This window comes from Aerococcus sp. L_32, assembly GCF_050689315.1.
In genome coordinates this window covers 1-22,453 of sequence record NZ_JBOEQF010000008.1, presented here as the reverse complement: position 1 = coordinate 22,453, position 22,453 = coordinate 1, and the positions used below count along the sequence as shown (strand labels likewise).

Here is a 22,453-nt window from a genome sequence, read left to right as displayed (position 1 = left end):
AAAATAAGTGCAATTTTAATGCATGTAAAACCTAGTCTTATTCTAGTCAATATCAGTATTTTGCCACCACACTAAAGCATAGGCAGCTGGCCCAAGATGGGTCCCGATAACAGGGCCTACTGGCGTTCGTTGCATATCTAAGTCTGGGTGATTTTCAGTCATATAAGTCACCAAACTTTGAACTTGCGGGGTATCATCTTCCCCGACAATGGCCACTCTTAAATGGGGATTTGCTTGATAAGCCTGTTCAAATAAATCAAGCATCCGTTTCACTGTCTTTTTATGGGTACGAACTTTTTCAAAAACCTCAATTTTTCCCTGTTCAAAATGCAAGATTGGTTTTACTTGTAATAGGTTGCCAATTCCAGCTGCACTAGCAGAGATACGGCCACCTTTAGCTAAGTGTCCTAAATCTTCCACTGAGAAATATGCGTCAGCAGTTAGCTTCAAGGCGTCTAGTTTAGGCAGAATGTCCATCAATCCTAGACCTTGTTCCCGCAACTTAACGGTTTCTTGAACGAATAACCCTTGACCAATCAAAGAAATATCGGAATTATAAACTTCAATCCGAACATTTTTTTCTTCAGCAACTTCGCTTGCAATCATACTAAAGGTTTGGAAGGTACCAGAAATACCTTTTGATAGGGTCACAACCAAAATTTCATCATGACTGTCAGCTAGCCGCTCGAAGGCTTCTGTGACAAGGCCTGGCGCTGGTTGCGAACTTGTTGGGATCTCATCTAAGGCCGCCATTTTGGCATAAAATTCATCAATCGTGATGTCGATATTGTCACGGTAAGATCCGTCTGAAAATGTGATTGTTAATGGTAGAACTGTAATATCGTGACGACTAACAAATTCGTCTGAAAGATAGGCAGTACTATCCGTTACAATGGCAAGTGACATATAATTTTCTCCTCTAATCCCTGTACTTTGCAGATTGCCACTTGAAAAATGATCAACTGACAATAACTTCAGTGCCATTTTATCAAACATCTGGATAAAATTCGACAAGTTTATCTAGTAAAGCGCTTCAACTTTGTGAAATATACACAAAAGACAGGCAAATAGCTAAAAATAATAAAATATGCTACTCTCAAAGGAAAGAAATGATTAACAAGGAGGCAAGTCAAATGATTGAATACCGGACTGTAGTTGAAGGCGGCGGTAGCCACGAAATCGAAGTGAAAGGGTCCAGATTTATTTGCCATGCACAACGAGTCTTCAATGAAGAGGAAGCCAACGCTTTTATCCAAAAAATTCGTAAAGAACACTACAAAGCCACTCACAATTGTGTAGCCTTTCAAATTGGCGAAAAAAATGAGATTCAACGAGCGCTAGATGATGGCGAACCCTCTGGAACAGCGGGCGTCCCTATGCTAGAAGTTTTAAAACAGCGGAATTTACAAAATATTATCGTTATTGTTACCCGCTATTTCGGTGGTACAAAACTAGGTGCTGGTGGGCTCGTTCGTGCTTACTCATCCGCAGTGTCTGAAGGGTTAGATGCCATCGGTCAAGTAGAACGTAAGCTGCAAACCCAATTAGACATCAAAGTTGCTTACCCATTAACTGGTCAATTAGAACATTGGATTGCTGAATCACCCTACAGCTTATTAGATACAACTTACCTAGCTGACGTAACTTATCATTTAGGTGTCCCGTCTGATTTAGTAGATCAAGTTCAAGCCGACATCGTTAATCTAACAAGTGACCAAGCTGAATTTGCTATTGGTCAACAAGTCTATGTAGACATTCCAATTCGTTACTAAGTTATTTTTCAACTATAAGCAAACCCACTAGTATAATTTGCCTTGCATTTTTAAGATGATTGGAGCACAATATAATTGTAAACCCTTACAAATGGAGGCACTATTATGGAAATTGAAAAACAAATTGCAGATAAGTATTTGAAGACATATATGGTTGAAAAAGATCCGGGATCTGCATCTTTAATTGCTTTCCCCACTTCAACTGAAGAAGTGGTCGCATTTATCAAAGATGCCAACGCAAGAAAGCAACCCACGATTACTATCGGTCGTCAAACTGGATTAACGAGCGCAACTTATCCTATCAATAATGCTTGGTTACTAAGCCTGGAGAAAATGAATAACATTATTTCATTAGATGAGCAAACGCTGACTTTAACAGTTCAAGCAGGTGTAACCTTATTTCAAATCCGTGATTATCTAGAGAATACGCCTTATTTCTATGCCCCTGACCCTGGTAATAAAAATGCATCAGTAGGTGGGAATGCATCTACAAATGCTGGTGGGATGCGCGCGATTAAATACGGTGTGACCCGTGACAATATCCGTGGTTATGATGTGGTATTAGCTAATGGAGAATTGATTCACGTTGGCTCTTTAAATAAAAAAGATGCAACAGCTTATGATTTGAAAGACCTATTTATCGGTGCTGAAGGTACACTCGGGGTAATCACAGAGTTACAATTGAAATTAACACCACGGCCAGCTTTTGAGAAATCTGTTATTCTCGGTTTTAGTTCTTTAGACGGCGTGTCAGATGCTATTTTTGAAGTTGTGAAGTCACCTGTTCAACCAATTGCTTTAGAACTTTTAGAAGAATCAGGTATTCACTATTCTGAACAATTTATCAACAAGAAAATGCCTGAGGTTCACGGCGAAGCTTTCTTATTGGCAACTGTAGCAGACAATGCGGCAGACGGTTTAGCCTTCCAACTTGAAGCTATCCAAGCCCTAGGAAAAAAAGCTGGTGCAATTGAAGCGCGCGAACTTTCTGACGATGAAGCCAGCGAAATGTGGACCATCCGCGATAATGTCTTGAACGGTATCGTTTCTAAAGGTGACTGGAAAATGTATGACCCGGTTGTTCCTAACCACTTGTTTACAGACCTAGTTAAAGAAGGTAAACGCTTAGGAGATAAATATAATGTCCAAACTGGATTCTTCGGTCACGCAGGAGATGGCAATATTCATATTTGTATCTTACGCGGTGATCAAGATGATGAAACTTGGGAACAAATTAAACACGACTATGAAAATGATTTATTCCCATATGTTGCTGAACAAGGTGGCTTATTATCCGCAGAACACGGTATTGGTTTAGAGAAAAAAGCTTATCTGCCTTACTTCAAAGACGAAGCATATATGGCAGTATTGAAGTCCATCAAACAAGCCATGGATCCAAATAACATTTTGAACCCTGGAAAAATGTTTGACTAACAAGGGTGAGAGCGAGACCGCTCAGCTCAATAACGATGGAAGACTATGGCCTATATATTTTAGAATATAAGCCCTATTCAATTCTAATTGCTAAAACATTAAGATTATTAGATTTATAGGCTAAGAAACGCCCTACAATTTTGTGTAAGGCGTTTTTTCTTGAATATAATGATTTAACTCAGTTGACTAAAGACGTTTTCAATAGTGTCTTCAAATACTAAGACATCGTGATATGGAATTTGAAGTGGTGATTTGTTTACTACAGTTAGATATTGTCCTCGGAAGTAGTTTAAGAATCCAGCTGCTGGATAAACGACTAGACTTGTTCCCAAGATAACTAATAAATCTGCTTGGCGAATCTTATCCACTGCCCCGTTCACTACGTCTTGGTCTAATTGTTCTTGATACAATACAATATTAGGTCTAACAATGCCTTGATCAATTGGGCAGCGCGGAATACCATCCTGGTCTAATTGAAGTTCTTCTAACTTATAATGGCGGCCACATGAGACGCAGTAGTTATCTAAGGTGCTGCCGTGTAATTCATAAACCGCTGATGAACCAGCTTTTTGGTGCAGACCGTCAATATTTTGCGTAACCACAGAAACATCTTTACCAGACCCTTCTAAGCTAGCGATAAATTCGTGCCCTATATTAGGCGTAGCTTCTGGATAAACTAATTTATCAAAGTGATAGGCAAAGTATTCCTTAGGGTATTGTGTAAAGAAATGATGAGAAACGACTTCTTCTGGGCTATAAGTCCCTCCTAAGTTTTCCATGAAAAGGCCATTCGCTGACCGAAAGTCAGGAATACCAGAGGCTGTAGACATGCCCGCTCCTGTAAAAAAGACAATACGTTGACTATCCTGAATTTGTTGTTTAAATTGCTGGATTTTATCTTCCATGCTAGTCCTCCTTTATAATTCTTTACCTATTCTAACATGACCAAATTTTTCATGCGAAATATCAAACCATTAAAGCCTTGAGCAATCTAATTGCTTATGAATTTGGTTTTATCTAATATAAAAACTGACACTATAAGAAGGAGAACACTATGCAAATTGAATTTTTCCACGATGTGATTTGCTCATTTTGTTTCCCCATGTCTAATCGCATGCGGAACATCACTAGTAAATATAATAACATCGACGTGGTCCACCGATCTTTCGCTTTAGGTTGGGAACCAGATCACTTTATCCAAATGTTTGGCTCACGTGAAGCTGTTAAACCTGAAGTGTTAACGCACTGGGAACAAGCTAATCAAAATGATGATGACCACCGCTTTAATATAAAGGGAATGCTTGAAACTGACTTCAACTTTCCAACTTCAAAAAATGGTTTAAAAGCAGCAAAAGCCGCTGGTATTATAGGCGGGCAAGATGGTTATTGGGATGCTTTTGATGCTATCCAAAATGCACTATTCGTTGAAAATAAGAATATTGAAGAATTTGAAATTTTAAAAGCTGCTATAGCGACTACTCATATCGATCTTGACCAATGGGTAGCACAATATAAAAAAGCTGAAACAGAAGAAGCGGTTTTACAAGATTTAGCAGTCAGTCAAGCTTATGGCATTCAAGGGGCGCCAGCTTTAGTGGTCAACCAAAAATATTTAATTTCTGGCGCACAACCAACTGAAGACATTGAAAACCAACTAAAACAAATCGCTGAAGAAGAAGGTCGACCACTCATACCAAAACTACAAACACTTGGTGGTACTGGGATGGCTTGTAATTTCGTAGATGGCCAATGGATTTGTGACTAAACTTTCTTTCAATGAGATGCAGTATGAGATTAGCAGAATATGCTTAGGGAAAGTTTTAGCAAAAAAATATGAGTCCTAGATAGGTATTTTTAAACATTTCACCATAACAGCGGTAATTCTTAGAAAAGTATAAAATGAATCTAACAATTTCACCCGTGAAAAATAATAGAAAAATAGCCTTTGTGAACAGTAAAATCACAGAGGCTATTTTCTATATATAAGTTAATGCCTTTTAGTCTTTTGACTCGGCTCTCGCATCCTATAAAGTTGAGCTCGTACTTCGCATCCTATTTAGTCGGGTTCAGTCGACCAGCTCAAGTCCGCTTCAGACTATATTGCATCACACTCGTGTGATACGGCTATAGTCTTCCATCGTTATTGAGCTTAACGGTCTCACTCACACCCTATTTCTTCCACCATTCATCATATACTGTGATTGGCAATTCACGTTTGTGTTGGGTTTTTAGGTACCAGTTTTCGATTTTTTCAGCTGCGTCTGTTGAGACGTCTTTGCCTTCTAAGTAAGCATCGATGTCTTGGTAAGTAACACCTAGGGCTACTTCATCGGCTAAGCCGGGACGGTCTTCTTCTAAGTCAGCCGTTGGCACCTTAACATATAAATGTTCTGGGGCATCTAAATATTCAAGGATAGCACGTCCTTGACGTTTATTTAACCGCCAGATAGGTAGGATATCTGCTGCGCCATCACCAAACTTGGTATAGAAGCCTGTCACTGATTCAGCAGCATGGTCTGTTCCTACCACGACACCTGCATTTTCACCTGCGATCGCATATTGTACCAACATTCGTTGGCGTGCTTTGATATTTCCTTTATTGAAGTCAGAAATGGTAAGGCCGCCCTTTTCCAATTCTTCAACGGTAGCATCAACAGCTGGTTTGATGTTGACGCGTACAGTTTGGTCCGCAGCCATGAAATCTATAGCGTCCATAGCATCAGCTTCATCGGCTTGGTTGCCGTAAGGAAGACGGACTGCGATGAATCGATACTTGTCGTCACCAGTTTCTTCGCGTATTTCAGTTATGGCCATTTGGCATAATTTACCGGCTAGGGTTGAATCTTGCCCACCAGAAATGCCTAATACTAAGCTTTTTAGAAATGGATACTTGTGAAAATATGCCTTGATGAAATCAATGGTACGTCTGATTTCTGCTTCTGGATTAATACTAGGTGCTACTTTTAAGGCATTTATAATTTCTTCTTGTAATGAACGCATGGTATTCTCCCCTTTTGTTGCTTTATTCATCAACTTAGTCTTCGTTGTCACCGTTTAACTCGGATTCTTTAAACTCTTCATTGATACGTTCACGAATTTCAGCGATTGAATTCATCTTTAAATCATATAATTCTTGCGATAAATCAACTGGGTATGGTTCTGGATTCAACATACGGCGATACTCTGACCATAAAGCTTCCAAGTGCTCGCGTGAAAAATCACGAACGGTTTCAAGCGTTGGCAGATCGTAAACCAATTCACCCTTGTCGATGATGGTGTTTAGTAATGGACGAGCGTTGAAACGATGAACTGTTTTATTGATATAAGTATAAGTTGGATGGAACATGAAGATAGACTCAGCGTCATTAGGATCTTCATTCATGGTTGTAATATAGTCCCCTTCAGATTTACCATCTTTCTTGCGGGTAATACGCCAAATTTGTTTCTCACCTGGTGTAGTAATTTTTTCTGGAGATGACGAAATTTTCATTGTAGGGACCATATCACCATTTTCATCTTCGATAGCACATAATTTGTAAACAGCGCCCAACGCTGGCTGGTCAAAGGCAGTAATCAGCTGAGTACCCACACCCCAAGCGTCAATTTTAGCGCCTTGCATCTTCAAGTTTAAGATTGTTTTTTCATCTAAATCGTTTGAGGCAGAAATGATCGCATCGGGAAAGCCCGCTTCATCCAACATCTTACGGATACTTGATGATAAGTAAGAAATATCGCCAGAGTCGATACGAACGCCGACAAAACGAGATTTATCTTCCATCTCATTTGCCACTTTAATCGCATTTGGCACTCCTGAACGAAGGGTGTCATAGGTATCTACTAAGAATGTACATTTTTCATGGGCATTTGCATAAGCTTTAAACGCTTCATAATCACTTTGATAAGCTTGTACCATAGCGTGCGCATGGGTTCCTGAAATTGGAATGTTGAATAATTTACCTGCGCGTACATTTGAGGTAGAGTCGAATCCACCAATATAAGCCGCGCGAGCTCCCCAAATAGCCGCATCCATTTCTTGGGCACGCCTTGAACCGAATTCAGCTAATGCATCATCCCCAGCAACATTCCGGATACGTGATGCTTTGGTCGCAATTAAAGTTTGATAGTTGATAATATTTAATACTGCTGTTTCGATTAAAGTACAATCAGCTAATGACCCTTTAATTTGCATCAACGGTTCATTTGAAAAGGCAATTTCCCCTTCTTCCATTGAACGAATTGTGGCATCGAAATGGTAGTTTTTCAGGTAGTCTAAAAAATCTTCCGGATAATTTTGTGTTTCCCGTAAGTATGAGATATCATCATCGGTAAATTGTAAATTTTGTACATATTGAATGACACGTTCTAGGCCTGCGAAAATGGCATAGCCACTTTCAAACGGATTTTTACGGAAGTATACTTCAAAAACCGCTTGTTGGTCAGCTTTTCCAGCATCCCAATAAGTCTTCATCATGTTGATTTCATATAAATCTGTATGAAGTGCCAGGCTATCGTTGGTCGTTGTCTTCATTTTCTTATTCCCTCCAAGAATTGCAATTTGACTTTCCTTATTATACCACTATTACTCAGCTAGTTGTCACCTCTAGACGCTTATATCCTTGTTTAAGTAAGCAAAAAAGCGTTAGCTACCAGTACATGTGACTGTCGCTAACGCTTAATTGACGTTTCTTATATAAGAATTTGAACAAAGAACTGATCTATTTAGAAATCAGCGGTCTCACATCCTATTTAGTCGGGTTCGAGTCTCCAGAAAGGACTGCGTTTCAGATTAAGTTGTAGCTGACTTCGCCATCTACTGCCTTAATCTTCCAACGTTCCTTTCTGACGTCGACTCTCACACCCTAACCTATTAAGTCGAGTTCGTTCGACCAGCTCAAGTCCTCTTCAGATACTGAGCGAGTTAGTGCTTTAGCACTTACTCGGTTAAATGCGCTAGAAGTTGTTGAGCTTAACGGTCTCACTCTCATCCTATGACGTCGATGTTCATTTCTTCTGCTTCTTCTCTTGTTACTGTTGGTTTTTCATCTTCGTCTATTCCTGATGAGGATACTTTGTCGAAGAGAATTTTTATGGTTTGTAATAGAATTTTGAAGTCTAGGAACATTGAATATTGTTTAATGTAAATTAAGTCAAAGTTCAATTTTGAGTTAAAGTCTGTAGCGTATTTACCGTAAACTTGCGCGTAACCCGTGATACCTGCTTGTACGTTATGACGTAGGTAGTAATGCGGGTTTTCCTCTTGGAATTGGTTTACAAAGAATGGCCGCTCTGGACGTGGTCCAATCATGGACATATCTCCGTGTAGCACATTCAATAACTGTGGCAATTCATCGATACGCAAGGCACGAATATATTTACCAACTGTTGTGACACGTGCGTCATTTTTTGTTGCAATCATCGGACCAGATTTTACTTCAGCATCCGTTGTCATAGAACGGAATTTCAAGATATCAAACTCCTCGCCACCTTTAGTAATACGTACTTGGCGGTAGAATACTGGACCTTTAGAAGTTAATTTAATAATAATTGCCGTAATCAACATAATTGGTGATGCTAAGATTAAACCAATTAAAGCCATCAAAATATCTAATCCTCGTTTGAGCCACGCCTGGTCTGCTGGAATTGCGAAGTCTGAGGTTTCAATAATGGATTCATCTTCAAAATTCATAATATTTGGATTTACCATTACTAGGTTTTCAAATTTAGAATTTAAAAATAGTTTTTTATTGGCACGCATCAACAAGTCATAAATTTTTAATTTTTCACTCTCATCAATCTGCGATGCAAGGTATACAATATCATACTCATCTAAACGACTCTTCACATTGCGGTAGTAATCTTCTAACACCACGTGCGTCACGATATGACGAGTACTTTTTGAATTTTTGAAATTATATATTGCTGGAAAAACAGCTTCTTCAGATCCAACAATCATTACGCGTTTTGTAGATGCATAGCGTCGATAAATATCGAAGACTAAGGCTCTAAAAACATAAAGCATGATTACACTAACCGCAAAATCAATCAAGACGACTGAACGCGGAAAGGCTAGCCATCTACCAGCAAAACTTAAAACCATAGCAACAACTGCTAATATCCCTTGACTGATGATGGTAATGAAGAAGAGGTCGCCTTTGGTTTTATCATATAAAATGTAAACCCCAAATAATATATTGATAAATACAAAGATAATTAATATCCAACCAATTGCCCCTTGGAAAGCTTCATAGTTTTTCAAAGGTACATATCGACCATACCGCAAAAAGAATGAAACAAGATAAGAAAGGAACAAGATTAACGCTTCTGTCGCCGCGATAACCACGCGGTACCAGTTCGTCCATTCTCCGTTTTTTTGCATTTTTTCACCCATTTCATTATATATATACTATAAGTAAGCACCTATAATCCCTAATATTCTACCATAACCCAACTGCAATTTAATCCTATTCTAGTTAAAAATCCTTTAAATTGTAGTAGAAAATAAGAAAAAGCAGCTAGCTTTTACCCTAACTGCTTGAAACCATTTTGATTACTCTGGTGATCCGTATGGAATTGGACTAGATTCAGTAACTGAATCACTTGCAACAGATGACCGTGGTCGTTCTGTTGTATCTGATTCAACCGCTGATTGCTCTTGTGAGCTAGATGATGTCGTACTATCCTCTATAACTGAACTGTTGCTTGAGGAAGATGATGATTCATCCATCTGACTTGAGTCACTTGCAGCACCATCTTCAATATCTGAGTCATCACTTGATGATTCGGATGCACTCGATGATGAAGAATCGCTTGAAGGGGCTGTTGATGCACTATCACTCGAACTACTAGTTGATGCGCTACTTGAATCACTTGAGCTTGCAACACTAGAACTTGAACTAGATGCACTTGATACATCACTCGATGATGAACTTGCTGAAGAAGAGATTTCTTCACTTGAACTATCATCAGTTGACGAATCACTAGAAGGAGTTGATTCAGCATCACTTGATGAGATCGATGAGCTAGTATCTGAACTTGATGCAACAACCCTCGATGAGCTAGATACACTACCACGACTTGATGAACTTGATGCATTGCCCCGGCTTGATGACCGTGAACTACTTTGTTCAGATTGTTTGGATGCTAATACACCAGAAGTTACATTAGTATTCACACCAAATGATGGCTGGTCTGCAGTTTGACGCAGTGTTATGGTAGCTGATGCGCCATTTGAGGCCAAAATTTCTTCTCGTTTAGCTTCTAAATCAGCAATGCGACTTTTTGAGTCTTTAATGGCAGCTTGCCCTTCCTTACGAATTTGAGCTAATGCTTCATCTGATTTGTTGGTTGCTTCAGCTTCTTCTATCAAGCGGTTAAAGATATTTTGTGTCGCTTCCTCATCACTTGTAGCAATCATCTCTAATAATTTATCTTGTAGATAAGGATTCTCAATTTCATTGACCCGTTCAGTGATCTTTGTAAGTTTGTCCACCAAACTGATGTAAGTAAGCGCACTATCTTCTTCAATTGCTAGTAAATCACTTTTATATTCTTCAATTATATCAACTTGATATTCGGCTTCGTCAATCAACGTTACGGCTGTGCTATAGAACCCATCATCTTCAAGGTTTAGTTGACTAGCATAGTTATCACGAAGTAAATCCAGTTTATCAACGGTTACCTCATCATCTACAAGAACGTATTCTATAATCGTCGCCCCATTGATGACTAATTCGTTATTACCAAGTTTATCCTTGTCAAATAAATCATTTAACTGGCTTTGTAAATCAAACCGTTGCTGTACAGAATGAATTCGGTCAACGATGATATCTTTATCAGCACTGTCTCTTAAACTATCTACTTCTTTAGTTAAGGAAGAAATCTCATCTTGTTGAATGTCTGCTTTTAGAAAGGTATAGGAGTTATCAAAATAAAGTGCATTTACTGCTGATGCCACTGCTTCTGTTTTTTCTTCTGCAGACGTGCGATTCGTATTTATAAACGCACGTATGATGAAAAAGGCTGTCAAGCATATTATTACACCCGATAGAACATAGGCAATTTGTCGATTATCTTTAAAAAAACGCTTGCGCACTTTTTCTCCCTCCCTTTTCTCTTCTCCTGAGTTTCTTAGCCTTAAGACTATCATGCAATTGAACAAAAAACGCCAACTGTTGCACTTTATCATATAATTTTTATATTAGTCATACTTGTGTAATCAATTTGTAACAGCGTAAACATAGGGTGTGAGTGTCGACGCTCAGAAAGGGAACGTTGAAAGATTTGAGCAGTGACTGACGAAGTCAGGTACAATCTAATCTGAAACGCAGTCCTTTCTGGAGACACGAACCCGACTAAAAAGGATGCGAGACAGGGCGTTTAGACAGGAGGCAATGGGAGAATAGTGCCGTATTACACAAAGTGATATGCAGACTAAGCTAAAATAAAATTTTAAGTTAACTGTAGGATGCAAGTGCCAATGTTAATAAAACAGACTCTACGCATGTAAGCGAGTAAGTGCTAAAGCACGAACTCGCTCATAATCTGAAGCGGATACTTGTTTACCCTGGCGCGCTCAACTTCACAGGGGTTAAGCGTCTACGTAAATAAGTATATTAAGTTCAACAATTTCTCTACATTTTACCGTATATTACCTTTTGCCGATTAGAAGCTTTATATGTAACTTAATGATAACTGAGATTGCCATAAAGCTGAAATAATACCAATCAGAATTAAAAAAGCGTCGCAACTAAGTGTTGCGACGCCAGTTCGTATAACTATTGAGCATATTTTTCATTCATTCGCCGTTCATACACATTTAATAATTTCGTTAGTGTAAAGGTTAGAATAAAGTATATAGCCATTGAGATGATTAGTGGAATGATACCATTAAAGGTAATCGTTGATACATTACGAGTTTGGAAGGTTAATTCCGCTACACCAATTGTAGACACGATAGATGATTCTTTAATTAAAGATACGAACTCATTCCCCAATGATGGCCAGATAGATCTTAATGATTGTGGAAAAATAACTTTTCGCATCGTCGTCCAGTAGCCTAAACCAAGTGAGCGCGCAGCTTCAGCCTGCCCTTTATCTACAGAACTGATACCTCCACGGATAATTTCTGCAATATAAGCACCTGAGTTTAGAGATACCGCAACCAAACCTGATGTCATGGTTGACCAACCAAACATACCAGCAAAACCGAGGTAAACAAATAATACTTGAATCATTAGTGGTGTCCCACGAACTACTTCGATGTAAGCTTGAGCTATCAAATCAACTAATTTATTTTCCGATAAACGCATTAACGCTAGCGCTGCACCAATAATTAAACCAAAGAAAATAGCTGTCGCTGAAATGACTAAAGTTGTTTTCAAACCATTCACGAAATAAGGCGCATAAGCTGCCCAAGTTGATTGACGATTGTCTTCAATAATTTGGTAAGATTCCTCCAACCATTGGTCAATTAAACCTTGTTCTTGGGCATCTGAAATAGATTCATTAACTGCTGCTTGTAATGTAGGTTGGTCTTTTGGCATTGCTGCTGCCTTACCAGGATCTTGGATTGGTAAATTCGCTTCAATAACTGTTAAATTAGGGTTTTCCGCCGCATATGCTCCGGCTACGTCCTCATCTAATAATACCCCGTCAACTAACCCCGAATCTAAAGCTGAAATGGAATCAGTCGTCGTACGCATTACTTGTACTTCTGAATTAGGGTAATATTCTCCAACTAATAACTGTTGTGTGGTCCCTTCTCCAATAGAGATTTTTCCACCATTTGAAAAGTAGCTATCATCTGTAATTTCACTCACTTTACTTTCTTGAATAACAAATGATTGACCAGAAACTTGGTAGATATCAGAGAAATCTACTGATTTAGCTCGCTCTTCAGTGGAAGTCATTCCCGCCAATACAATATCAATTTGACCAGTATCAAGCGACGTTAATAAATTCGAAAACTCCATATCTACAACTTGAAGGTCTACGCCTAAGTCATCTGCGATTTTTTGTGCTAAGAAGATATCTAGTCCAACAACTTGATTTTTGCCATCTTTCAAAATAGAGAATTCAAAAGGTGCATACGTTGAGTTAGTCCCAACCCGCAATACCCCTCGGTCTTGGATGTCTTGGTATAAAGTGTCCTCTCCAGGTGCTGTCACTTCGCTTGATTCAGGCGCACTTGTTGCTGTTTGACCACTGTCATTCGCTAAGACAGCATGTTGACTTAGGCCTACCATAGCCAACATAAAGGCCATACAAACAAATATTATTTGCTTCATATATTTCATCATTTTCCTCCTCTAAGATATTTTTCCTAATATATTTCCATACAACTTTACTATTTTTGGCAATAAAAAAATCCCCACCTCTATAACAGAGGCGGAGATCCACGGTACCACTCTAATTTTAGGGGTAGTTTATACTGCCCCTCACTTGAAATGGTAACGTCATTAGCGAAATGACCTACTAACGTTCAGCCATTTTTCTCAACAATGCGGTTCAATTATCCGTCCTGTAAGGCCTCACACCAACACCTCTCGCTACACCAGTCGATAATTTACTCTTTGTTTCATTGAATAGTTATTAAAATAGTATGTGGTTATACCACGTCCACTACATTATATTGACATGAACATGAATTTGTCAATCACTCTTAGAAGAAAATATCAGCATAAAGTGACATAAAAAAAAGAATCTGACATATATGCCAGATCCCCTTTCATTTATCCACTTAAATGAATTAGCCAATAAATTTAGCTGCGTATTCAGCGAATTGCGCACCAGCGCTTGCTAAGAATTGTTTAGAGTCTTCGTTAGTTACTTCACCAGTCTCCATGTCAGAAATTTCAGCAGAGTTGATGTAAAGTTCTGGTTGAGCCATAGTTTGTAAGTCTAAGAATACTAATGATTGACGTAATGAGTGATGAGCTAAAGTACCAGCAATACCAGAGATAGATTGAGATGCTACTAAAGCAGGTTTACCAGCCCATACGTTTTGACCCCAAGGACGAGACGCTACGTCTAAAGCATTTTTCAATGCAGCTGGGATGTTACGGTTGTGTTCAGGTGTTACAAAGATGATTGCATCTTGAGCTGCAACCTGTGCACGGAACTCTTCGTATTCTGCTGGAGAATTTGCGTCTAAGTCTTGGTTATATAAAGGTAAGTTTGCGATTTCTAGGAAGTTAACTTCTGAACCTTCAGGTAAACCTGCAACGATTGCTTTCGCTACACCTTCAGATAAAGAGTTTTGACGAATAGAACCTACTACTACACCATATTTTGTCATATTAAAAATCTCCTTTTCAAATGTTCTTAATTTTTTTATCTTACAAAATATATCATAACACCTCGAATTCGAAATATCAAAAGTTAGTGCTTCGTATAACAAGTTTTTTTATTGTAAAATGAAGGATTGTCACCCTTTTGCTACGAAGATGCCTACTATATCAAGGTTAATACTTACAAAATGTAAGTAATAAAAAACAGTCTATTTCCTCAATAAGTACATTTTTTGTATTTTATAACTTTTATCTCAATTAATTGTTCACTCATTTTGCGCAAAAATAAACTAGATCGAGCCTCAAAAAACGGCCAGATTGTGATCACGAATCCCACAGCAAAATCCTGTTCAATTTACCCTTTCTCAGGATTCTAATTTTTTATCTATATAAAGGAAAAAGGACTGCACCAAAAGTGCAGCCCCTTAACTCGGAAGAATATATAAATTTTAAGCTGCGAACCGGCTCGCACTTAGTTGATATCCGGCTCGCCAAGTCAGACTTGGCCGACATTTCACAAAATACTCCAATTACTCCCAGTAATTGTTCGGCTTTTGCTCCAACACGGTGCAAGTCTTAACGACTTGTCTCCCACTTAGTTATCTTAACCACTCATTATTTCTTGCAACATCCGAAAAGGCACCTGGTTCGGTTGTTTCACCTTTGGCCCAGATTTGTTCAGCCATTTTACGTGCTGATTGTGGTAGACCAAATAGTTTGATGAAGCCTTCTGCATCGTTTTGGTTGTAGATGTCATCTTCACCAAAGGTTGCTAATTCATCTGAATATAATGAGTAAGGACTTGTCATACCAGCGTCGATAATGTTCCCTTTATATAGAACCATTGTCACTGAACCGGTCACAGTTTTTTGTGTTTCGTCTACAAAGACTTGTAATGCTTTACGTAATGGGCTGAACCATAAACCGTTGTAAACTAGGTCTGCGTATTTCAAAGCCACGCTTTGTTTGTAGTGCTGTGTGTCACGGTCTAAAGCGATTTGCTCTAATTTTTCGTGAGCGTGGTAAAGGATAGTCCCACCTGGTGTTTCATATACCCCACGTGATTTCATCCCTACTAGACGGTTTTCAACGACATCTAAGATTCCGATACCATTGGCGCCACCAATTTCATTTAATTTTTCTAGTAGAGCGATTGGCGCTAATTTTTCACCGTTTACAGCAATTGGTATGCCTGATTCAAAGGTCACCGTAACTTCAACTTCTTGGTCAGGTGCAGATTGTGGTGATACCCCTAATTCCAAGATTTCTTCGTAGTTTGGTTTGTTGGTTGGGTCTTCTAAGTCTAACCCTTCATGTGACAAGTGGAATAAGTTTTCGTCTTTAGAGTAGTTGGTTTCCCGTGTAATTGGTAGTGGCACGTCATGCGCTTCAGCGTAGTCAAAGGCTTGCTCACGAGACAGGATATCCCATTCACGCCAAGGTGCGATGATCGTCATTGTTGGATCGAATTCACGGATTCCTAACTCGAAACGCACTTGGTCGTTTCCTTTCCCAGTACAACCGTGAACAATAGCGTCACAACCCTCTAAATGCGCAATCTCAACCATACGTTTAGCGATTAATGGACGCGCGTAGGCAGTCCCTAATAAATAAGTTGACTCGTATTTAGCGCCTGCTTGAATCGCTGGGAAAATGTAATCCGTAATGAATTCCTCACGCAAGTCTTCTACATATAATTTCGTCGCCCCGCAGGCTACCGCTTTTTCTTTCAAGAATTCAAAGTCTTCTTCTTGACCAACGTTACCAGTCATCCCGATAACTTCACAGTCGTTATAGTTTTCCTTTAACCAAGGAATAATCACTGAAGTATCTAATCCACCAGAGTATGCTAGTAAAACCTTTTTAATGTCTGCTTTTGTTTTTGCCATAATGAATGCCTCCTAAATTTCTGTCTAAATTTTCTAATTAAAAATTGCTAAGCGTATTTTTGGTTCATCTTTCTTTCATATACATTCAAGACTTGCGACAAGGCATACGTCATGATGAAGTAGATGATCATTGAAATAAATAGTGGGACCACTGCTTGGTAAGTAATACTTGTTACCGCACGTGTTTGGAAGGTTAATTCTGCCACCCCAATGGTCGATACAATAGAAGATTCCTTGATTAAGGTGATAAATTCATTCCCCAATGATGGCCAAATCGATCTTAATGATTGTGGGAAAATGACCTTCCGCATGGTTTGCCAGTATCCAAGCCCTAGTGAACGCGCAGCCTCAGCTTGCCCCTTATCAACGGATTGAATACCCCCACGGATAATCTCCGCGATATAAGCACCCGAGTTCATGGATACTGACACCAAACCGGCAGTCATTGTAGACCAGCCAAAGATAGACCCTACACCAAGGAACATGAACAAGACTTGGATCATTAATGGTGTACCACGCACAAACTCGATATAGGCTGCCGCCAAGAATTTTAAGATTGGGTTATCCGTCAAGCGCATAAGGGCTAATAAAATCCCCAAGATCATACCGAAGAAGATGGATACCCCTGCAATAATCAAGGTTGTTTTAATTCCGTTCCAAAAATATGGCCAGTAGGTGGTCCAACCTGTTCCCGCGTTTTCACCAGCGATAATGTCAAATGATGCTTCTGTCCAAGTTTCGATTAAGCCTTGGTCATTCACATCTTCTAAAATATCGTTGATAGCTGTTTGTAAGGATGGTTGGTTTTCCGGGATACCAATTGATTTCCCTTGGTCTTCAACCATGCCGTCTAAGTTAGAGTCAATAACGGTTAACCCTTCATTTTCAGCTGCATTGGCGCCGGCAACCGCATCATCTAGTAACACCCCATCTGCTTGGCCAGAAGTTAAGGCCGCAATGGCATCCCCTGATTTACGCATGATCAACAAGTCTGGATTTTCAAAGAAGTCTCTCACATAACCCTCTTGTAATGTCGCTTCAGATACCGCAATGGTATGCTCCCCATTTTCAAATGAGGTATAATCTACAATTTCATCTTCTTCGCCTTCACGAATAACGATTGATTGACCAGATAATTCATAGGCATTTGAGAAGTCAATGGATTGGTCACGCTCTTCAGTCGCCCCCATACCAGCGATGATCATGTCGATCCCCCCCGTTTCAAGCGAAGCGATCAATGACCCAAACTCCATATCAACAACTTCCAGTTCAACCCCTAATTGGTCTGCGATATATTCCCCAAGGAAAACGTCAATCCCAACGACTTCGTTTTGACCGTCTCTTAAAACGGTAAACTCATAAGGTGAGTAACCAGAAGCAGTCCCCATTCTAAGAACACCACGTTCTTGAATCTCCGCCAGTAATGTATCTTCACCCTCAACCTCAGCCGCTGCTTCAGGACCCGTCCAAGACGATGCCGAAACACTTTTGGCTGGTACAACTATACTGATCAAGATGGCCAAAATAACCATCAAATTAAAACCCTTCAACTGCCATCCCACTTGATATTTCTTCTTCACCTGACTAAACATTTTCTTCATCCTCCTAGATTTTTCCTATAAAAAAAGCCCACCTCTCCTAAAAAGAAGAGGCGGACGAATATCCACGGTACCACTCTACTGTCGCGATTTTTGTCAGTGAGTTCCCCCTTGTCAAAACTAGATTTCCATCCAATCTTTAAAAACAAGCTTTCATTTGTCGGCCCGGAAAATAAAAAAATCCGCCCCTTCAAATGAAGAGGCGGTTAATATCCACGGTACCACTCTACTGTTGACAAAAATACATCAACGCTTGATGACTTAACGCGCCTAACGAATTGAGCTACTTTTATTATCTAATTAGCTTACTTCACTCAATTATCTCAGCAATGCGGTTCACAATTCTCCTGACATAGACCTTCCACCAATCGTCTACTCGCTTTGGACAGTACACTTGTTACTCTTTGCCTCTATGATTTAATATTCAATTCTCATAAAAAAATGACATTTATCATTTGTTTTTAAGTATTTATCATTTTCTTTTAATCATTCTAATCGGTAATTTATAGAAAGTCAACCGGAAAAGTAAAATTCTTTTTACAAAATTTTTAAACTAGGAAATATTGGCTCGAACCCTTGCGATTGCTGCAGTCACAGCTTCCGGAGCTGGCCCCCCGGCAACATTCCGGCGGTAAACACAATTCTTCAAATCGATGGCGTCGTAAATATCGGCATCAAATAAATCAGAGAATTCTTGGTATTCAGCTAAGGTCAATTCTTCCAAGCTCTTGCGGTTTTTCGTGCAGTAACCCACTAAATCTCCGGATACTTGGTAGGCATCTCTAAAGGCCATCCCCTTGTTGGTCAAGTAGTCTGCACAGTCTGTCGCGTTTAAAAAACCAGTTCCACAAGCCGCATACATAATTTCTTTATTGACGATTGTCGCTTCTAACATGCCCGGTAATAGAGATAACATAGCTTTCACATGGTCAATCCCGTCAAAAAGCTGTTCCTTAATTTCTTGCAAGTCTTTATTGTAAGCAAGCGGCAGGCCTTTCATAATAGTCAAAACGCTCATCAGATTCCCGTAAACCCGGCCCGTTTTCCCACGCATTAATTCATGGATATCCGCATTCTTCTTCTGTGGCATGATCGATGAACCAGTTGAGAAGGAATCTTTCAGGCTAATGAAACGGAATTCTTGGCTGGACCACATGATCGTTTCTTCCGCGTAACGGGACATGTGCATGGACATCATAGCTAAATCTGACAGGAATTCGATGGCATAATCGTTGTTGGATACTGCATCGATTGAGTTAACGTATGGTGCTGTGAAACCTTCCACCTGGTCAGTTGTATAGAAAGGGTCAATTGGGTAAGTGGACGTTGCTAAGGCCCCCGCACCCAGTGGCATATCGTCCGCTACCCGGTTAGAAAGGTCTGCAAACCGCGATAAATCCCGGCTAAACATTTGTGCGTAAGCTAGTAAATAATGCGCATAAGTAATCGGTTGCGCCCGTTGTAAGTGAGTGTAGCCTGGCATAATCGTGTCCAAGTGTCCCTCTGCTTTTGTCAAAATAGCCTCAATCGCTAGTTGGGTTTTCTCGATAAAATCTTGCAATTCATCCAACACATAAATCCGCATAGCCGTCGCTACCTGGTCATTACGAGACCGGCCAGTATGGACCTTCTTCCCAATTGTGCCAAGACGGTTAGTCAACTCAGCCTCGATGAAAGAATGAACATCTTCCGTTGTAAAATCAACGGCTAAAGTCCCATCCGCATAATCTTGACGCATTTGTTCAAGCTCTTTTACCAAGCTGTCCGATTCCTCTAAACCAAGAATTCCTTGGTGACCTAACATGGCCGCATGGGCTTTCGACCCACGGAGGTCAGCGTCCAACAAGCGATAATCTACTTGGATAGACTGGTTGAATTGATAAGCATCTTGTGACATTTCCTCGTGAAATTTATTAGACCAGATGGCCATAGCAATACACTCCTTTGATACATTGACAAATTTTTGTCTTTTCTAGTATTCGTTAATGAGAATGTTAACAAATAATGAGAAAATAACAAGTGTTTTTTTATTTTCTAAAATAAAGGTAGCCAAGCTAACAAAAATAAAAAGAGCTAGATGAATAGTGATTAGCTCTACGTGAATAGCATTTAAATGGCTGATAGGTTTTTACAAATTGACAATAGCTGTATCTAATAATTGTTGGTCTTCAAATTGTTTGGCTAATTGCAATAGTAAATAATCATTTCCTTTTTGCGCAATAAATTGTATACCAACCGGCAAATGATCCTTATTTTTATATAAGGGTAAGGAAATAGCTGGTTGACCTAACATGTTAATTAAAGATGTATAAGGCATATGGACAACACTCTTGGCGAAATGTTCCCAGATAATGCCTTGCTGGTCGGCCATTTCATAATCATCAAAGTGTTTCTCCTTTTCGATTATTTCATTTAGATTATCTGGGTCAAATTGGCCATGGATAGGTGCTGGACCATTAGTTGTTGGCGTTAATAACAGGTCAACCTCTTCTTCAAACATTGCTTCAGACTGAGCCGTCCACTTGTCCCATTCGGTTAGTAATTGGCTATAGCGATAAGACGGTACTTTTAAGCCCGCCCGGTAAATGGCCCAGGTTAACGGTTCAACATCCAAAAAGGTTACTGGGTGACCGCTTGCTTGTTCAATATCCTTCATCATAGCCGCTGTTTCAACACTATTCATCACAAAGTAATTACGCATGGTTTCAGCTCTGTCAAAAGGTTCCGTTACTTTGAAAACTTCATGTCCTAGCTTTCTAAGTACTTGTATCGTTTGGTTTAAGGCTTCTTTAGCATCCTCATTTATTGGCCAAGCTTGGTTTAATTGGTCCAGGTAGCCAATCTTTAAAGGTTTATTTAAAGGTTTTAAGCTAGTTTCATTTATTATAGGCATAATGAATGGTGCCTCTAATTGCTCTACTTGAAGATTTCGTAATAAAGTCCAGGTATCATCCACACTTTTCGTTAAGGCAAAATTGATAGACGCCCCTTGCCAACCGCGATATGATCCAGGTCCAACAGCTACTCGCCCTCTAGATGGCTTTAACCCGATTAAGCCTGAAAAAGATGCTGGAATACGAATAGAACCACCACCATCTGATCCAAAGGCTAATGGCACAATACCTGCTTTTAAAGCAGCAGCCGCACCACCACTAGAACCACCCGGATTGCGGTTTAAATCAATTGGATTATTTACTTGGCCAAAAGATTTTGAATCACTGATTCCTTTAAAACCAAATTCTGGTACATTAGTTCGACCAATAATCACAAAACCAGCATTAATGATATTTTCAACATAATACTCGGTTACCTGCATAGTCATATCTTTCGTTAAATTGGATCCACTTGCTGTAAGATGCCCTGCTTGATGTTGCCCCAAATCTTTCAGCAGGGTTGGGACACCGAAGAAATCAGGCAAGCTGTCTATTTCCTCCTCCGTTAACTGATCTAAATAACCATCGTATTCTTTCGCTTGAGCTCGAGCAGTGCTTGCTTGCACATATACAATGGCATTCAATCTAGGATTCAACGCTTCAATATTCGCCAAGGCTTGGTCCACTAACGCAAGGACCGTAACCTTTCGCTCCTTGACTTGCCGTGCATAATAACCTGCATCTTCTGTAAACAATATGGTAAATCCCCCTTCAATCAGCTGCTAATTCTCTTACCGTTTCAACTCACAACCCCATTATAGTGAAAACGCCTTTATGATAGAAAGTGTTTACCCATATTAACAAAGTTTATAAAAAAATAGGAGATGTGAACTTGATTTCACACCTCCTATCAATCGTTATCATAATGGGTTCGGCCAATAACTGACTTTTATCCCCACGTGATTTTTTGGTCGTTTTCTTTATAAAAGACCTACTTAACTTTTTTTATTAATACATACCTGCACTTGGATCCATTGCTGGCATTTGTGGTTCAGGTTGCGGTTGGCTTGCAACAGCTGCTTCAGTAGATAAGATTAATCCAGCTACTGAACCTGCGTTTTGCAATGCTGAGCGAGATACTTTAGTTGGATCAACAATACCTTCTTCAATCATGTTTACCCATTCAGAAGTTGCTGCATTAAATCCGACACCTTCTGCTTGTTCTTTCAATTTCTCAACAATTACAGAACCTTCTAAACCAGCGTTCTCAGCGATTTGACGTACTGGAGCTTCTAAAGCACGTAAGACGATTTGTGCACCAGTTTGTTCATCACCAGCTAATGTTTCAGCTAATTCAGCAACTGCTTTCTTAGCATTGATAAAGGCAGTACCACCACCAGCTACGATACCTTGGTCAACAGCCGCACGTGTTGCGTTTAAAGCATCTTCAATACGTAATTTACGTTCTTTTAATTCTGATTCAGTAGCTGCACCAACTTTAACAACAGCAACACCACCAGCTAATTTAGCTAAGCGTTCTAGTAATTTTTCACGGTCATATTCAGAAGTTGTTTCTTCAATTTGACTACGGATTTGGGT

Annotated in this window: 16 protein-coding genes and 2 other annotated features; of the genes, 3 read left to right on the top strand and 13 right to left on the bottom strand. The window is 39.5% G+C overall.

Annotation, left to right across the window (positions count from 1 at the left end; all coding sequences use genetic code 11):
* Window positions 1-42: 42 nt before the first annotated feature.
* Window positions 43-984 carry a DegV family protein gene (locus tag ACRCJ0_RS01500; protein ID WP_431389290.1) on the bottom strand — a complete coding sequence of 314 codons (942 nt, stop codon included), beginning with the start codon at window positions 982-984 and terminating at the stop codon, window positions 43-45.
* A 149-nt stretch (window positions 985-1,133) separates the two neighbouring features.
* Between ACRCJ0_RS01500 and ACRCJ0_RS01495 the strand changes: the two genes are divergently transcribed.
* Window positions 1,134-1,772 (top strand): YigZ family protein, encoded by a 639-nt coding sequence (locus ACRCJ0_RS01495; protein WP_431389289.1) that lies wholly within the window; start codon window positions 1,134-1,136, stop codon window positions 1,770-1,772.
* Window positions 1,773-1,877: 105 nt separating this feature from the next.
* A complete protein-coding gene (locus ACRCJ0_RS01490; protein WP_069286324.1) occupies window positions 1,878-3,206 on the top strand; it encodes an FAD-binding oxidoreductase in 1,329 nt (442 codons plus the stop codon).
* Window positions 3,207-3,379: 173 nt separating this feature from the next.
* On the opposite strand, the gene ACRCJ0_RS01485 is transcribed toward ACRCJ0_RS01490, so the two are convergent.
* Complete coding sequence (locus ACRCJ0_RS01485) at window positions 3,380-4,111, bottom strand: NAD-dependent protein deacylase (RefSeq protein ID WP_431389288.1); 732 nt, start codon at window positions 4,109-4,111, stop codon at window positions 3,380-3,382.
* A 149-nt stretch (window positions 4,112-4,260) separates the two neighbouring features.
* Here ACRCJ0_RS01485 and ACRCJ0_RS01480 point away from each other — a divergent pair, with 149 nt between their 5' ends.
* Window positions 4,261-4,971 carry a DsbA family oxidoreductase gene (locus ACRCJ0_RS01480; RefSeq protein WP_431389287.1) on the top strand — a complete coding sequence of 237 codons (711 nt, stop codon included), beginning with the start codon at window positions 4,261-4,263 and terminating at the stop codon, window positions 4,969-4,971.
* A gap of 404 nt (window positions 4,972-5,375) precedes the next feature.
* On the opposite strand, the gene nadE is transcribed toward ACRCJ0_RS01480, so the two are convergent.
* The 11 genes from nadE to ACRCJ0_RS01425 all read right to left on the bottom strand — a co-directional run.
* Window positions 5,376-6,206 (bottom strand): ammonia-dependent NAD(+) synthetase, encoded by an 831-nt coding sequence (nadE, locus tag ACRCJ0_RS01475; RefSeq protein WP_431389294.1) that lies wholly within the window; start codon window positions 6,204-6,206, stop codon window positions 5,376-5,378.
* A 34-nt stretch (window positions 6,207-6,240) separates the two neighbouring features.
* Window positions 6,241-7,734 carry a nicotinate phosphoribosyltransferase gene (locus tag ACRCJ0_RS01470; RefSeq protein ID WP_431389286.1) on the bottom strand — a complete coding sequence of 498 codons (1,494 nt, stop codon included), beginning with the start codon at window positions 7,732-7,734 and terminating at the stop codon, window positions 6,241-6,243.
* Window positions 7,735-8,187: 453 nt separating this feature from the next.
* Complete coding sequence (locus tag ACRCJ0_RS01465) at window positions 8,188-9,582, bottom strand: sugar transferase (protein ID WP_271735847.1); 1,395 nt, start codon at window positions 9,580-9,582, stop codon at window positions 8,188-8,190.
* A gap of 171 nt (window positions 9,583-9,753) precedes the next feature.
* The gene (locus ACRCJ0_RS01460) at window positions 9,754-11,298 is read right to left on the bottom strand and encodes a cell division site-positioning protein MapZ family protein (protein ID WP_431389285.1); all 1,545 of its coding nucleotides are present in this window, start codon (window positions 11,296-11,298) and stop codon (window positions 9,754-9,756) included.
* 682 nt (window positions 11,299-11,980) lie between these two features.
* The gene (locus tag ACRCJ0_RS01455; RefSeq protein WP_431389284.1) at window positions 11,981-13,504 is read right to left on the bottom strand and encodes an ABC transporter substrate-binding protein/permease; all 1,524 of its coding nucleotides are present in this window, start codon (window positions 13,502-13,504) and stop codon (window positions 11,981-11,983) included.
* 81 nt (window positions 13,505-13,585) lie between these two features.
* Window positions 13,586-13,795: a binding site (T-box leader), on the bottom strand.
* Window positions 13,796-13,953: 158 nt separating this feature from the next.
* The gene (locus ACRCJ0_RS01450) at window positions 13,954-14,502 is read right to left on the bottom strand and encodes an NADPH-dependent FMN reductase (RefSeq protein WP_016897993.1); all 549 of its coding nucleotides are present in this window, start codon (window positions 14,500-14,502) and stop codon (window positions 13,954-13,956) included.
* 591 nt (window positions 14,503-15,093) lie between these two features.
* On the bottom strand, window positions 15,094-16,383 hold the full coding sequence (locus ACRCJ0_RS01445; protein ID WP_271735850.1) for an argininosuccinate synthase: 1,290 nt from the start codon (window positions 16,381-16,383) through the stop codon (window positions 15,094-15,096).
* A gap of 47 nt (window positions 16,384-16,430) precedes the next feature.
* On the bottom strand, window positions 16,431-17,984 hold the full coding sequence (locus ACRCJ0_RS01440; protein WP_431389283.1) for an ABC transporter substrate-binding protein/permease: 1,554 nt from the start codon (window positions 17,982-17,984) through the stop codon (window positions 16,431-16,433).
* A gap of 192 nt (window positions 17,985-18,176) precedes the next feature.
* Window positions 18,177-18,403 (bottom strand) — a binding site (T-box leader).
* A 131-nt stretch (window positions 18,404-18,534) separates the two neighbouring features.
* A complete protein-coding gene (gene argH, locus ACRCJ0_RS01435) occupies window positions 18,535-19,911 on the bottom strand; it encodes an argininosuccinate lyase (RefSeq protein ID WP_431389282.1) in 1,377 nt (458 codons plus the stop codon).
* Window positions 19,912-20,109: 198 nt separating this feature from the next.
* Window positions 20,110-21,609, bottom strand: coding sequence for an amidase (locus tag ACRCJ0_RS01430; RefSeq protein ID WP_431389281.1), 1,500 nt, complete (start codon window positions 21,607-21,609; stop codon window positions 20,110-20,112).
* A gap of 253 nt (window positions 21,610-21,862) precedes the next feature.
* Window positions 21,863-22,453: TCP-1/cpn60 chaperonin family protein (locus tag ACRCJ0_RS01425; RefSeq protein ID WP_431389280.1), on the bottom strand; the 591-nt coding region annotated here is incomplete at its 5' end.

Excerpts from the sequence above, each read along its gene's own strand:
- ACRCJ0_RS01500 (WP_431389290.1), bottom strand. The coding sequence starts at position 984 with ATGGCACTGAAGTTATTGTCAGTTGATCATTTTTCAAGTGGCAATCTG.
- ACRCJ0_RS01495 (WP_431389289.1), top strand. The coding sequence starts at position 1,134 with ATGATTGAATACCGGACTGTAGTTGAAGGCGGCGGTAGCCACGAAATC.
- ACRCJ0_RS01490 (WP_069286324.1), top strand. The coding sequence starts at position 1,878 with ATGGAAATTGAAAAACAAATTGCAGATAAGTATTTGAAGACATATATG.
- ACRCJ0_RS01485 (WP_431389288.1), bottom strand. The coding sequence starts at position 4,111 with ATGGAAGATAAAATCCAGCAATTTAAACAACAAATTCAGGATAGTCAA.
- ACRCJ0_RS01480 (WP_431389287.1), top strand. The coding sequence starts at position 4,261 with ATGCAAATTGAATTTTTCCACGATGTGATTTGCTCATTTTGTTTCCCC.
- nadE (WP_431389294.1), bottom strand. The coding sequence starts at position 6,206 with ATGCGTTCATTACAAGAAGAAATTATAAATGCCTTAAAAGTAGCACCT.
- ACRCJ0_RS01470 (WP_431389286.1), bottom strand. The coding sequence starts at position 7,734 with ATGAAGACAACGACCAACGATAGCCTGGCACTTCATACAGATTTATAT.
- ACRCJ0_RS01465 (WP_271735847.1), bottom strand. The coding sequence starts at position 9,582 with ATGCAAAAAAACGGAGAATGGACGAACTGGTACCGCGTGGTTATCGCG.
- ACRCJ0_RS01455 (WP_431389284.1), bottom strand. The coding sequence starts at position 13,504 with ATGATGAAATATATGAAGCAAATAATATTTGTTTGTATGGCCTTTATG.
- ACRCJ0_RS01450 (WP_016897993.1), bottom strand. The coding sequence starts at position 14,502 with ATGACAAAATATGGTGTAGTAGTAGGTTCTATTCGTCAAAACTCTTTA.
- ACRCJ0_RS01445 (WP_271735850.1), bottom strand. The coding sequence starts at position 16,383 with ATGGCAAAAACAAAAGCAGACATTAAAAAGGTTTTACTAGCATACTCT.
- ACRCJ0_RS01440 (WP_431389283.1), bottom strand. The coding sequence starts at position 17,984 with ATGAAGAAAATGTTTAGTCAGGTGAAGAAGAAATATCAAGTGGGATGG.
- argH (WP_431389282.1), bottom strand. The coding sequence starts at position 19,911 with ATGGCCATCTGGTCTAATAAATTTCACGAGGAAATGTCACAAGATGCT.